Source organism: Streptomyces sp. NPDC002825, assembly GCF_040295385.1.
Classification (GTDB): Bacteria; Actinomycetota; Actinomycetes; order Streptomycetales; family Streptomycetaceae; genus Streptomyces.
Window position 1 is genome coordinate 31307 of record NZ_JBEOVH010000003.1, and the last position, 12084, is coordinate 43390.

Sequence of the window (12084 nt, forward strand, 5' to 3'; positions counted from 1 at the left end):
ATCGGCGCGGCCAAGGCGGCTGCCCGGCGGGGAAGGACTTCGCGCGAGGGGTCCCGCCCGTGATGGTGACGGTGACGGTGGTGTACGTCTCCATCGCCGCCCCCACGCAGTTCGAGCCCGTCATGGAGCGCGTTTGGATGCCGCCACTGGGCCTGGCCGCCCACGGACCACGCCGGACAGCGTCAGTGCTGACAGCAACTCTCGGACCCGCGCCTACCTGCGGCGACGAAGCTTCCGCCACGTCATCCCCGAGAAGAGGGACCAGGCCGTGAACCGCGTACGCCGGGGCCGGGCCCGGGGGGTGCCCGCCCGGCTTCGGCAAGGACGATGCGGCCGGCGCCCCTTGACCAAGGCTGCTCGTCCCGCCTCGGGGGTAGCCTGTCCCACTCGCCAGGACTGCGTGATCAACGCGTGGGGTCGTCACCAAAGGAGGCCTCGTGCGGCCGCTTAGAAGGCTCTTCAAGACGCTGAGGAACACCCACGATGCACCTGGCGACGAGACGTTCGCGAAGAGCGGACCGTGTGAGCGTTGCCCCAGATGGCCGGCGCTGGAGACGACCGCAAACGGCTACACAACGCGCGCGGTGTCCTCGTCGCATCACAGCATCATGACGAGCCCGGAGTTCGGGACGTCGGCTGCTCGGTGCACGGGGTGCCATGCCAGGTATCCCGCGCCGTGGGTAGTGAAGGGGAACGAGCCAATGCCCTACGACGACGCGCGGGATGCCACCGAGCTCACCGGTCAGGAGCGTCCGCACGGCCTCGTCGAGGCGGAGTACACGATCAGCACCTCCAGCGGGAACGACTGGCCCGCGCTACCTGGGGTCGACTACGCGACGCTCTTCCAGCCTCGCTCACGGGCCTGTGAGCCGGCCGAGGCGGAGGGTGATCACTCCTTCCGTACAGGAACAGCTCTGATCTCCGTCTCATGGGAGCTCGCTGGTACGTGGGCCGTATCCGTCGAGGGCGCTGCTTCGTTGGAATCCGCCGACCTGATCGTCGAAGAGATGGCACGGCAGCTTGGCGAAGCGACTGGCGAGACAGCGCTCCATTACAGAGTCAACGGCTAGAACGTCTGGACGATGCTTGCACCACTCTTCGTCGAAGCCGGATGGCGGTTCGCCTGGTGAGCCTTTGGGCAGGCGGGAGGCGTGGTTGTCGGTCTTCTCCGGAATCGTGTGGATGCTACGGCACCGCAGGTATTCGCTGGCCCGCATCCGCCCCCAGTGCGGAGGCACCAGCCGGGCATGGCAGCGTGTCAGCATATCGGCGACCCGCTCCAGGCCACCGCCGGCCTCGACAGTCTCCCGGACCGGGTACGCAACGCGGCAGCGCACTCCGGCGCGACATACGCACGGCCCGTCGCCCGCGACAACTCCCGCTCCCCCGCCAGGACCAGCCGAGCCTCACGCGCCCCCTGCCGGTGCGTCACGTGCCCAACGACGCCAAGTACCGCCCGCAAGCCCAACGCCTCCTCCGTCAACGGCGACAGGCGAACCGCAGCCGCGCCGCCGACTGTCGCCGACACTGAGACGTCACCGACCCCCAGCCGTCTGGGCCGCCCGCGCCAGTCCCGAGCATTTACATAGACTATTAATATAAAAGCGCTATGCTTCGAGCATGAGTCGTCAAGACACCGCTCCTGGCGCGTCCGCCGCCATCGGGGCTGCCCTCTACGGCCTGGCCACGAGGGCCGCGAGACGTCTGCCTCGGGACATGAGCCTGACGTCCGCCGCCACCCTGGCCACCCTGGACCGGACCGGCCCGCGGCGCATCACCGATCTGGCCGCGGTCGAGGGCGTCACCCAGCCCGCGATGACCGCCCTGGTCCGGGTGATGGAGGAGTCCGGCCTGGTCGAGCGGCGGGGGGACGCGTCCGATAGGCGGGTCACGTTGGTGTGCCTGACCGAGGCCGGGGCCGCCTATGTCCGGACGCGGCGACAGGCGGGCGTCCACGCGTTCGAGCGGTTGATCGGTGAGCTCACCGGCGACGAGGTCGAGGCGCTGGTGGCTGCCCTTCCGGCGCTGAAGCATCTGGCAGAGCTCGAAAGCCAGGACCGCGAAGGGCCGAAGCAGTGAACGAGCAGCCGGTCGGCGGGGTCGCGGTGAAGGCGTTCCCGGTGGCGCGTTCCGAGACGCGGTTGCTGATCCCGGCTCTGATGTTCATCGCTCTGGTCGTGGCGGCGGTCGCCAGCCTCGGGACGCCGCTCATCACCAGTGTGGCGACCTCGTTCCACGTATCGCTCGGCAGCGCGCAGTGGACGCTGACCGTCGCGCTGCTCAGCGGCGCCGTCGCCACGCCGGTCCTTGGCCGACTCGGGGCCGGCCCACACCGGCGGGCCACGATCCTTGCCACGCTGGCGGTCGTCGTCGCCGGCAGCGCGCTCACCGTGCTATCGCTGCCCTTCGCGTGGCTGCTGGTCGGCCGGGCGGCTCAGGGCGTCGGGCTCGGGCTGACGGCGCTGATGATGGGCGTGGCCCGGGACCACCTCCCCGAGGAGCGCAGCGCGGCCGTGATCGCCCTGATCTCGGTGGTCTCGGTCATCGGGGCCGGCGTCGGCTACCCGCTGGCCGCACTGCTCGCCGAGCTGGGCGGGGTACGGGCCGCCTACGGCCTCGGCCTGGTCGTCACCGCCGCCGCCCTCCTGACCGCGTGGCGCTCCATGCCCGCAGCCCCCGAAGGCCGCTCCGCCCACGTGGACGTGGCAGGCGCGGTCGTCCTGGCCGCTGCCCTGTTCCTGGTGCTGATCCTCGCCGGCGAACGGAGTCTGTGGATCCGGCACCTCGCCGTGGCGGCGGGCCTCGCCGTCGTCGCCGTGGTGCTGCTCTGTGTCTGGGCCGTCATCGAGCTGCGCAGCACGACGCCCCTGGTCGATGTGCGGGCGCTGCGGCACCCGGCGGTCGCCGGGGCGAACCTCGCCATGTTCGTCGGCGGGATCGGCATGTACCTCCTGCTCACGCTCGTCACCCGGTACGCGCAGACGCCGGACGGCGCCGGGTACGGCTTCGGGCTGACGACCTTCGTCGCCGGGCTGGTCCTCATCCCGTTCTCGGTGCTGGGGTTCGTCGCCGGCAAGCTCACGCCGCGCGTCCGGACACGGATCGCCGACGCCTTGCTCCTGGCCGGCAGCGCCGTCGTGGTCGGCGGCGGGTTCGCCCTGTTCGCGGTGGCGCGGTCGGACCTTGCCGACCTGTTCGTGGCGATGGGCGTGCTCGGCTTCGGCGTCGGCGGCTTCTCGGCCGCGATGCCCGGCGTCATCCTTGCCGTCACTCCCAAGAGCGAGACGTCGAGCGCCATGAGCTTCAACTACGTCGTCCGCAGCGTCGGGTACTCCCTGGGCAGCGCCGTCGGAGGCCTGATTCTCGCCGCGGGCACCGGCCCCGGCCACCTCTTCCCCGAGGACAGCGCCTACACCACCGCGGCGCTGGTCGGCATCGGCGCCATGGCGATCACGACGCTGACAAGCCTCGCTCTCGCCCTCCGACGCTCGTCCGCGACCAACCCGTAAGTCAGATGCACTTCATCCCACCACTGGAGGTTCCATGCCCAAGGGCTACTGGGTCAGCGTCTACCGCACCATTTCAGACCCCGAGAAGCTGGCTGCTTACAACGAGCTGGCCCGTTCGGCCGTCGCGGCCGGGGGCGGTCGGGTCCTCGTCCGAGGCGGTCAGGTCGTCGCGCACGACGCCGGAATCGCCGAGCGCACCATCCTGATCGAGTTCGACAGCTTCGAGCAGGCCGTCGCGACGCGCGAGAGCGCGGCCTACCAGGAGGCGCTGGTCGCCCTCTCGGACGGCGTCGAGCGCGACTTCCGCATCGTCGAAGGCCTCGACTGACCGACCGGGGTCCAGTCGGATCATCACTGAGGACCCTCCATCTTGGTTTTCGAGGGTCCGGCCGGTGGTGCGGCGGGGTTCGTGGGGGGCTCGTGCTGGTCGTGGGCGGCTGTCTTCGGCCTCAACGCCTGTCAGCGGTCCAGTTCGAGGTGCGTCAGGACGAGCAGGTCGCGGAGCAGTGGTAGCGCGGGAGGGCTCGCGAGTCCCCCGCTCACGGGCGCGACGCCTGGCCGCTCAGGGCGGTCAGGCGTCGTAGGGCCAGACAGCGACATTGTCCGGCGCCACGCAAACCTCGACCCACGACCCGTCGACACCGTCGGGCAGGTGCGAGTCGGCAAGATCCAGCAGGATCACCGAGCCACCCACCTCCAGGGCCGCACCTGCGTCCTCGTCGAGACACAGCCGGCCACGAAAGACGATGCGGTCACCGTCTTCACGCAGTTCGGGCGTCCCATCGGTACTTGACCGAGCGTTCTCCGCCCAGACGATGTCCTCATCCACGGTCCACTCGACATGGTGGTCTCGCCCCACCGCATGGGGCGCTCCCTCCCAGAGCACCACAGCGGTGCCCACTGCCGAGTGCACTCGGACGAACATGGGCCCCGACCAGACCAACCGCACTGCCTCCACCCTGACCAACACCCGTCCATCATCCTCGCAGCGCCTACCGAGCACCTTCGCCAATGGCGCGCTTTCAGACGAGCTGACACAGAGGCGGGCCAGTCTCCTTTCAGGCGGAGGCTCGGCCACGAGACCCGAGCGAAAAGCGGTCGCGCTCCCGACAGGCGCGCCGTAGCGTGCGCGCGTGAACGTTGAAGATCCAAAGGAAGTGGTCCGGCGCGGGTACGACGTGCTGTCTGAGCGCTACGAGCAGGCATTCGGCAGCGAGACGAAATACGGTTCGTGGATCGAGGAGTTGCTGGGTCGCCTCCCTCAGGCAGGCACCGTCCTGGACATCGGGTGCGGCACCGGGGTTCCCGTAGCACGGTCTCTGGTCGCGGCGGGTCACCACGTGACGGGCGTCGACATCAGTGAGGTCCAGATCCGCAGGGCCAGGGAGCTCGTGCCGGGCGCCGACTTCATCCGGGCCGATGCCACGACCTTGGGGCTTCCCCAAGGTGGTTTCGACGCCGTCGTCTGCCTGTATGCCCTCATCCACATTCCGGTGGAGGAACAGCCGGCCCTGCTGGAGCAGATCGCTTCCTGGCTGCGGCCGGGCGGCTGGTTCTTGAGCACCACCGGGCATCGGGCTTGGACGGGGACCGATGAGAACTGGCTCGGCGGCGGGGCCGCGATGTGGTGGAGTCATGCCGACGCCGCTACGAACCGCTCGTGGCTCGTGCAGGCGGGCTTCGACGTGGTCCACGAGGAGTTCGTGACTGAGGGCGACAGCGGCCATGTCCTGTTCTGGGCTCGGCGTTCTGCGACACGACAGCGCCAGGCCGACTGAAGTGCGGCGGCAACACGGGGCTTTGATCGGGTGTGACTCCGCGGCGCCCCTCAAGCCCTCCAGGTCGCCGACCGATGGCACTTCTGGCACAACCTCGGCGAAGCCGCCGAGAAGTGCGTCTACCGGCACCGCGCCTGCCTTCGGCCCGCACCTGAGTCACCGGAGGAGCCACACCAGGCGCCGGAGTCGCCCGCGTCCTCGCCGTGGCCAACAGGCCACCGTTTCGCCGAGCACACCCGCGCCAAGCACACCACCGTCCACGCCCTGCTGGCCGCCGGTCACAGCAAGCGGTCCATCGCCCGGCAGCTCGGCATGGGCCTCAACACCGTTCTCCGATTCTCCCGCGCCACCGAGCCCGAGCAGCTGTTCACCGGCCAGTGGCAAAGTCGTCCCACCAAGCTGGATGCCTACAAGCCCTACCTCGACCAGCGATGGCAGGAAGGCTGCACCAACACCAGGAAACTGTGGGAGGAGATCAAGGCACAGGGCTACCCGGACGGCTACGGCAACGTCCGCGCCTACGTCAGCCGGAACCTACGCGGCAAGCCCCGGCCGGTCGGCCCCCGGCCGCCAACCGCCCGCGCCGTCACCCGCTGGATCCTCAGCCACCCCGACGCCCTGACCGAGAACGACCAGCTCCAGCTCAAGGCCGTGCTGGTCAACTGCCACGAACTAGACGCACTAGCCGAGCACGTGCGCTCCTTCGCACACATGCTCACCCAGCTGCAAGGCCACCAACTGCCAGCATGGATCGAAGCGGCAACCGCCACCGACCTGCCCAGCCTCCAGCGATTCGCCCGGCACCTGGAACGCGACGTCGACGCCGTCACCGCCGGACTCTCGCAGCCGTGGAACTCCGGAGTCGTCGAAGGCCACGTCAACCGGATCAAGATGCTGAAGCGCCAGATGTTCGGCCGCGCAGGCTTCGAACTCGTCCGCAAGCGCGCCCTGCTCCACTCCTGAGCTTCCCGTTCAACCTTCGGCGCCCGGCGAAGGCGGTTCGTTTTCGGCGATGAGGATGACTTGGGCGGTCCATGACCAAGGCTCCTGGGGCGGATCCCAACTCACCTCCACGTCGGTGTCGTGGAAATCTCGCGCGAGTTCCGTCACCATCACCGCCGCCGCAGCCCGCGCACCTTGCGGGGTGGTGTCGATCGGCACGTCCAGCCGCCCGCAGAGATTTCCGCTTTCGGTGAGGACACTGGTGCGCCACCCCTCCGGCATCGCCAACAGGACGATCCCCTTCGGAACGCCCCAGGCGGGCCGCTTCTTCTTCTCCTTATTGCGTCTCACCATGCCGCTATCCAACATCGTCGAGTTCATGGTGACGAGCCTGGGTGGAGGATCAACCGACGCGGCACGGTTGGGTGCCTGCCTTGCACGGCAAGCTGAAATCCTTCAGGACGGATCGTCGACGAGCCAGAAGCCTTCTGGGAACTCCTCCAGGAACTCACGACGAGCGGGATTGGTCTCGGCAGCTGCCATCTCCCCGAGCAGGGCGATCAGCTCCTGCTGCTGATCGTCCGACAGCGTGCTGACCACGTGGGCGACGCCCTCCATCACCTTGACCGCGTCGTCCTGATCCATCTGCTCGTCCTCGCTTCCGTCGATGAACCACAGGACATCGACCAACGCCTCGGCCAAGGCACGAGTCAGGGACGGGTACGAAGACGTCATCAGGACGGCCTCCCAGCAGATCAACGGCAGAGTCCGGCTATCCCACCACACACCACCGACATCACGATCCGTGAGCCACCACAGAAAGTGGACCAGAGCCCGTTCCCGCGAACAGAGCCAACGGGCCGCAGTCTGAGCACTTCACCCCGACCCCCCATCTCGCCGACGTCGCACTAGTCTTCGCATCATGGCTTTGCGACCTGACGAGTTCTACGACCATGCACTTGCGGCCTCGGACGCCGAGCACCGGCTTCCGCTGGCACGGATGACCGGCTGGGACATCAGCCCGTTCGAGGAGGAGGGACTGCGGGTGGCACCCCTGCGGCCGCCTGTCCAGCCCGAGCCTGCGCGGCACGGCGAAGACCCGTCGGACTGCGACTCCTGCCGCGAGCGCGATGAGGGGATCTGGTTCAACGACAACTGGCGGCTGACTCGGATCAAGGGCGTCGGAGTGCCGCTGGTGCTCATGCTGCATCCGCTCGACCATCACGACATGGCCGACCTGCCCGACGAGCTGGCAGCCGAGCTGGGCGTGCTGACCACGCACATCGTCCGTCACGTGCAGGCCCTGCCGCACATCTCGCGCGCCCACGTGTACCGGATCGGGGACGGTGCGGCGCATTTGCACATCTGGTTCTTCGCCCGACCCGCCGGGCAGGCGCAGTTGTACGGTTCGTGGCTGCCCGTGTGGGACGACCTGCTGCCCGAATACCCGGCGGACATCGCGGACGCGGACGCCGCGACCGTCGCGGACGCCTTGACCGCCTCCGCGGGAGGCCGCCGCCAAACCATAGCCGGGGACAAACCCCACGACTGATCTTCACGTGGTTCTGTAGATGAGGTTCGAGTGAGAGCGATTGTCGTTCGGCGCCGAGAGCGCCCCCTTCAAGAGGGGGACGATGTCGCTCGCTTTCAAGAGCACTCGGGTACTTGCTTCGGCCGGACCGTCGATACACGCCGTCCCCACGGTGCGCAGCGCGCTACGCCATGGGGACGGCCTCGTCGCAAGTCCGACCGGTGGTAGACATGATGGCCCGCCAGGGGGCGGAGCCGAAGACAGGCATGGGGGAAGGGATACGGCCGTCGTGCAGGCGGAAGGTTCAACCGTACTGGGAGACGCGACCGTCGCGGCCATCTCCAGCACCAGAGTCACCTCGCCCGCCGTGAAGCCCCGCATCGACTCCCCGGTCCCAGCTCGTAGTTGGACCAGGCTGGTTGCACACTCGCCTCCATGCCTCTGCACACGCCCCGCGACGCTCTGGCCGTACCCGCCGTTCCCGACACCGCCGCCTGCGCCGCCGCTCTCGAAGTCGCCACCGCCTACTGCACGCCGGCCCTGCTGAACCACTCGGTGCGGTCCTTTATATGGGCCTCCGCGTACGCTGCGGACCGGGGCATCGAGTATGACGTCGAGCTGCTCTACGTGGCGGCGCCGCTCCACGACATAGGGCTGGTCCCGGAGTTCGACAGCCACACCGTCGCTTTCGACGAGGCCGGCGGGCACGTGGCCTGGGTGTTCGGTGCCGGGGCAGGGTGGCCGGTGGAGCGTCGGCAGCGGCTGTCCGAGGTCATCGTGCGGCACATGTGGGACTCGGTGGACGTACGGGAAGACCCCGAGGGCCACCTTCTGGAGCGGGCCACCGGTGTGGACATCTCCGGGCGGAACGCGGACGACTTCACGCCCGGGTTCCGGGCGGAGGTCCTGGCCCGGTACCCCCGCGAGGGTCTCGCGGAAGAGTTCCTGGCCTGCTTCCGCGACCAAGCTGTACGCAAGCCGGACAGTTCCCCGGCAGCCTCCGTGCGGGGCGGCCTCGCCGAACGCATCCTGTCGAACCCGCGCCCTCACCGACCTCAACACCGACTGCCCGTACGAGGCGAGGGCCGAGTACTGGTCGTGGCTTGGCCAGGCCGACGTACCGCCCGACGTCCACGGCCGGCCGGGGAGGGTGCCGACCTGAGAACGGCCGCCGCGTCGACGTTCGAACAACGAACGGGTGGCACAGCGACTGCTTGCAACCGTGCCAGCGATGAGCCCGCATCGCCTCCGGCTCCGGCGGACACCGCACCGCATCGCGCACACGGTCGAGTCGGGCTCGGACGCCGAGGATCGGTTGGCCTTCACGGAAGTCGTGCCAGAACTCGACGTTCGGGTTCCGGCGGGACTTCTGTGAAGTCCTTTTTCGCCGTGGCTGTTGTGCGCCTGTTCTCGTTGATCCGTTTCGTCTCCGCATGCGCGTTCCGAGCAGCCGTCACGCGGTGCGCGGCCGTGGGCTCAGGGCTGCGCGGAGAGCCGGGATCAGTGCGCGGCGGGTCTCGGACGGGGACAGGGTGGCGGGGGTGGGGAGAGGGTTGAGGTAGCGGGTGTAGATGAGGCCGCCGAGGATGGTCACCACGGCCGTGGCGCGGGCGGTTGCCTCCCGGCCGCCGAGAAATTCAACAAGCCGGGCCAACAGCTCGTGTTCCAGGTATTCGCGGATCACCTCCGCGGCCTCATCGCCCTCGGCGGTGAGCCGGCGGAAGTCGGCGTCCTCCCACAGATCCGTCACCGCGTCGATCAGACGGCCGGGGAGTGTGGCCGGGTCGCCGCCCAGGACGTCCTCCACCGTGAGTGCGGTGGCGCACTGGAACTGCATCACGTCCGCGAACAGGCCCTTCTTGGAGCTGAAGTGATAGGAGATCAGCGCAGGGTCGACTCCGGCGGCTGCGGCCACCGCACGCAGGGTGGTGCGCCGGTAGCCGCGCTCCAGGAACAGCGCACGGGCCACCGAGACGATCGACTCGCGGGTCGGCGGGTTGCCTCGGGGGCGGCCTCGAGGGCGGGCGGGGGCAGGGGCGGCGTTATTCATCAGCGTTGAGCCTGCGTTTCGTGGTCGGCACAGTCAAGGGCGTTCCGGCCATCACACGAAGGGATCGCCCGCCACCATGCGTATCGCAGTCTTCGGCGCCAATGGACCGACCGGCCGCCACCTCACCGACCAAGCCCTCGCCGCCGGCCATGAGGTCGTGGCTGTGACCCGCCGGCCCGGCTCCCTCTCCGCGCGGCCCGGTCTCACGGTGGCCGTCGCCGACGCCACCGACCCGGCGGCTGTCCATGCCGCGCTCGGCGGGACCGACGCCGTCCTGTCCGCGCTGGGTGCACGCTTCAGCAAGCAGACCATCACCACGTACTCGGCGAGCGCCACCGCCATCACCGACGGCATGGCCCGCCACGGCATCAAGCCGCTGCTCGTGGTCAGCTCCAGCATCGCCGATCCGAGCTGGCGCCCCACCGGCGCGCACTTCTTCAACCACGTGCTCGACCCGCTGGTGAACCGACGTCTCGGCAGGACCCTCCACGAGGACATGCGTCGCATGGAGGCCGAGATCCGCGCCACGGACCTCGACTGGACCCTCGTACGGCCCTCGGGCCTCTTCGAGCACCCCGTCGTCACGGACTACCGCACTGCCGAGGCAAGCGCCGACGGCGTCTTCACCGCGCGCGTGGACCTCGCCGCCAGCATGCTGCGCGAGCTGGAGGAGCGGCGGTACGTCCGAACGGCCATGGGCGTCATCACGACGGCGGTGAAGCCGAACATCGCCAAGCTGATCTGGAACGAGGGCGTGAAGAAGAAGTGAGCCGGCCGGCCATCGAGCTCACGGGTGGCATGCAGGGGTTTTTCACCCGCCCCCACACGGCCACCCTGACCACCCTCCGCCCCGACGGCACCCCGCACGTCACCCCCGTCCGCTTCACCTTCGACGCGGCCACCGGCCTGGCCCGCGTGACCACCCGGGCAGGAGCCCGCAAAGCCCGCAACGTGGCAGCAGCCGGCACGGTGGCCCGCGTCGCGCTCTGCCAGGCGGACGGCGTGCGCTGGGCCACCCTCGAAGGCCGGGCCACCGTCACCGACGACCCCGTACGCCTGGCCGAGGCGATCCGCCGCTACACCGCCCGCTACCGAGCGTCCCCGCCCGCCCCACCGGACCTGGTCGTCATCGAGATCGCCGTCGACCGCGTCCTGAGCCTGAACCTCTGACTCGCGCTACGAGCCCCCGGTACGCCGTCCCCATGGAATTTCCCGAATCACCGAAAGGTGAAGTGACACCGCCATGCCCACCATCCCCGTCCTCGACTCCACCCTCCACTACCGCGAGTCCGGCGACCCCGACGGACTGCCGTTCGTCTTCCTCCACGGCAACCCGACCTCCTCCCACCTGTGGCGCAACGTCCTGCCGGGCGTGGCCGCGCCCGGACGCCGCCTCCTCGCCCCCGACCTCATCGGCATGGGCGACTCCGGGAAGCCCGACCTCGCCTACTCCTTCGACGACCACGCCCGCTACCTCGACGCCTGGTTCGACGCCCTCGGACTCGACGAGGCCGTCCTGGTCGGCCACGACTGGGGCGGCGCCCTCGCGTTCGACCGCGCCGCCCGCCTCCCGGGACGCGTCCGTGGCCTCGCCTTCACCGAGACGATCATCAAGCCGCTCGTCGGTGACGAATTCCCGGCAGCCGGGCGGGAGCTGTTCACCCTCCTGCGCACCCCCGGGATCGGCGAGGAGATGATCCTGGAGAGGGCACTGTTCGTCGAGGGGCTCCCGGGCACGCTTGCCACCCCGCTCGCCCCCGACGACCTGGAGGTCTACCGCCGCCCGTTCCCGACACCACGCAGCCGCCGTCCGATACTGGCGTGGACGCGCATGATGCCGCTGGACGACGAACCCGCCGATGTCGTGGCACGCGTCGAGCGCTACGACGCCTGGCTGGCCGCCAGCCCCGAAACCCCCAAGCTGCTTGCCGCGTTCGAGCCCGGCCCGGGCGCGATGACCGACCAGGGGGCGGTGGCCTGGTGCGAGGAGAACATCGCCGGCCTGGAGATCTCCCGCCACGGGGTCGCCGGCCACCACTCCCCTGAGGACCGCCCGGAGGAACTGGCCGCGGCGATCCACGACTGGGCCGTACGCCACGGGCTGACGCACCGGTAGTCGTCCTCACCGAGTACCGGTCGCGAGGCCGACCTGACGCTTGTCCGTCACTCCACCCGCGCAGGTCACACACCCTGAGCCGAAAGGGACGTTCGGACAGCAGTTGTTGCGCACTCTTCGTTCAGCACCTGGCGGGGCCCCGATGCGCATGTCCGGCG

At 69.3% G+C, this 12084-nt stretch carries 14 protein-coding genes and 1 pseudogene; 11 read left to right on the forward strand and 4 right to left on the reverse strand.

Translation table 11 applies throughout. From position 1 onward, the window contains the following. The first annotated feature begins 437 nt into the window (after positions 1-437). From ABT041_RS04685 to ABT041_RS04700, 4 genes are all read left to right on the forward strand, one after another. Positions 438-1070 (forward strand): hypothetical protein, encoded by a 633-nt coding sequence (locus tag ABT041_RS04685; RefSeq protein WP_351178951.1) that lies wholly within the window; start codon positions 438-440, stop codon positions 1068-1070. 646 nt (positions 1071-1716) lie between these two features. Continuing rightward, on the forward strand, positions 1717-2079 hold the full coding sequence (locus ABT041_RS04690; RefSeq protein WP_351179987.1) for a MarR family winged helix-turn-helix transcriptional regulator: 363 nt from the start codon (positions 1717-1719) through the stop codon (positions 2077-2079). After that, the gene (locus ABT041_RS04695; protein ID WP_351178953.1) at positions 2076-3509 is read left to right on the forward strand and encodes an MFS transporter; all 1434 of its coding nucleotides are present in this window, start codon (positions 2076-2078) and stop codon (positions 3507-3509) included. Before ABT041_RS04690 ends, ABT041_RS04695 begins: the two co-directional genes overlap by 4 nt. 34 nt (positions 3510-3543) lie before the next feature. Further along, complete coding sequence (locus ABT041_RS04700; RefSeq protein WP_351178956.1) at positions 3544-3837, forward strand: DUF1330 domain-containing protein; 294 nt, start codon at positions 3544-3546, stop codon at positions 3835-3837. A 243-nt stretch (positions 3838-4080) separates the two neighbouring features. Here ABT041_RS04700 and ABT041_RS04705 read toward each other — a convergent pair whose 3' ends face one another. Next, complete coding sequence (locus ABT041_RS04705) at positions 4081-4338, reverse strand: hypothetical protein (RefSeq protein ID WP_351178959.1); 258 nt, start codon at positions 4336-4338, stop codon at positions 4081-4083. A gap of 304 nt (positions 4339-4642) precedes the next feature. Between ABT041_RS04705 and ABT041_RS04710 the strand changes: the two genes are divergently transcribed. Both ABT041_RS04710 and ABT041_RS04715 read left to right on the forward strand, forming a co-directional pair. Continuing rightward, on the forward strand, positions 4643-5287 hold the full coding sequence (locus ABT041_RS04710; RefSeq protein WP_351178962.1) for a class I SAM-dependent methyltransferase: 645 nt from the start codon (positions 4643-4645) through the stop codon (positions 5285-5287). A gap of 42 nt (positions 5288-5329) precedes the next feature. Next, positions 5330-6250: pseudogene (locus tag ABT041_RS04715) on the forward strand (ISL3 family transposase); the annotation flags it as partial. Positions 6251-6259: 9 nt separating this feature from the next. On the opposite strand, the gene ABT041_RS04720 reads toward ABT041_RS04715, so the two are convergent. Together ABT041_RS04720 and ABT041_RS04725 are read right to left on the reverse strand one after the other, a co-directional pair. Next, on the reverse strand, positions 6260-6610 hold the full coding sequence (locus tag ABT041_RS04720; RefSeq protein ID WP_351178968.1) for a hypothetical protein: 351 nt from the start codon (positions 6608-6610) through the stop codon (positions 6260-6262). A 75-nt stretch (positions 6611-6685) separates the two neighbouring features. After that, positions 6686-6931 carry a hypothetical protein gene (locus tag ABT041_RS04725; RefSeq protein WP_351178970.1) on the reverse strand — a complete coding sequence of 82 codons (246 nt, stop codon included), beginning with the start codon at positions 6929-6931 and terminating at the stop codon, positions 6686-6688. 220 nt (positions 6932-7151) lie between these two features. Between ABT041_RS04725 and ABT041_RS04730 the strand changes: the two genes are divergently transcribed. Continuing rightward, positions 7152-7781: a hypothetical protein gene (locus ABT041_RS04730; RefSeq protein WP_351178973.1), complete on the forward strand. Its 630-nt coding sequence runs from the start codon at positions 7152-7154 to the stop codon at positions 7779-7781. A gap of 414 nt (positions 7782-8195) precedes the next feature. Further along, on the forward strand, positions 8196-9317 hold the full coding sequence (locus tag ABT041_RS04735; RefSeq protein ID WP_351178976.1) for an HD domain-containing protein: 1122 nt from the start codon (positions 8196-8198) through the stop codon (positions 9315-9317). Here ABT041_RS04735 and ABT041_RS04740 read toward each other — a convergent pair. Continuing rightward, positions 9214-9810 (reverse strand): TetR/AcrR family transcriptional regulator, encoded by a 597-nt coding sequence (locus tag ABT041_RS04740; RefSeq protein ID WP_351178979.1) that lies wholly within the window; start codon positions 9808-9810, stop codon positions 9214-9216. The two genes, ABT041_RS04735 and ABT041_RS04740, sit on opposite strands and share 104 nt — an antisense overlap. 76 nt (positions 9811-9886) lie before the next feature. Here ABT041_RS04740 and ABT041_RS04745 point away from each other — a divergent pair, with 76 nt between their 5' ends. The 3 genes from ABT041_RS04745 to ABT041_RS04755 all read left to right on the forward strand — a co-directional run bounded on the left by ABT041_RS04745 (position 9887) and on the right by ABT041_RS04755 (position 11926). Then, complete coding sequence (locus tag ABT041_RS04745) at positions 9887-10579, forward strand: NAD(P)-dependent oxidoreductase (RefSeq protein ID WP_351178982.1); 693 nt, start codon at positions 9887-9889, stop codon at positions 10577-10579. 29 nt (positions 10580-10608) lie between these two features. After that, complete coding sequence (locus ABT041_RS04750; protein ID WP_351179990.1) at positions 10609-10980, forward strand: pyridoxamine 5'-phosphate oxidase family protein; 372 nt, start codon at positions 10609-10611, stop codon at positions 10978-10980. Between the two features lie 73 nt (positions 10981-11053). Further along, the gene (locus tag ABT041_RS04755) at positions 11054-11926 is read left to right on the forward strand and encodes a haloalkane dehalogenase (RefSeq protein ID WP_351178985.1); all 873 of its coding nucleotides are present in this window, start codon (positions 11054-11056) and stop codon (positions 11924-11926) included. Positions 11927-12084 lie beyond the last annotated feature (158 nt).

What these genes read in the sequence shown, in the direction of transcription:
- ABT041_RS04690 (WP_351179987.1), top strand. Translation starts at nt 1,717, where the DNA reads ATGAGCCTGACGTCCGCCGCCACCCTGGCCACCCTGGACCGGACCGGC.
- ABT041_RS04700 (WP_351178956.1), top strand. Translation starts at nt 3,544, where the DNA reads ATGCCCAAGGGCTACTGGGTCAGCGTCTACCGCACCATTTCAGACCCC.
- ABT041_RS04720 (WP_351178968.1), bottom strand. Translation starts at nt 6,610, where the DNA reads ATGAACTCGACGATGTTGGATAGCGGCATGGTGAGACGCAATAAGGAG.
- ABT041_RS04730 (WP_351178973.1), top strand. Translation starts at nt 7,152, where the DNA reads ATGGCTTTGCGACCTGACGAGTTCTACGACCATGCACTTGCGGCCTCG.
- ABT041_RS04735 (WP_351178976.1), top strand. Translation starts at nt 8,196, where the DNA reads ATGCCTCTGCACACGCCCCGCGACGCTCTGGCCGTACCCGCCGTTCCC.
- ABT041_RS04740 (WP_351178979.1), bottom strand. Translation starts at nt 9,810, where the DNA reads ATGAATAACGCCGCCCCTGCCCCCGCCCGCCCTCGAGGCCGCCCCCGA.
- ABT041_RS04745 (WP_351178982.1), top strand. Translation starts at nt 9,887, where the DNA reads ATGCGTATCGCAGTCTTCGGCGCCAATGGACCGACCGGCCGCCACCTC.
- ABT041_RS04750 (WP_351179990.1), top strand. Translation starts at nt 10,609, where the DNA reads ATGCAGGGGTTTTTCACCCGCCCCCACACGGCCACCCTGACCACCCTC.
- ABT041_RS04755 (WP_351178985.1), top strand. Translation starts at nt 11,054, where the DNA reads ATGCCCACCATCCCCGTCCTCGACTCCACCCTCCACTACCGCGAGTCC.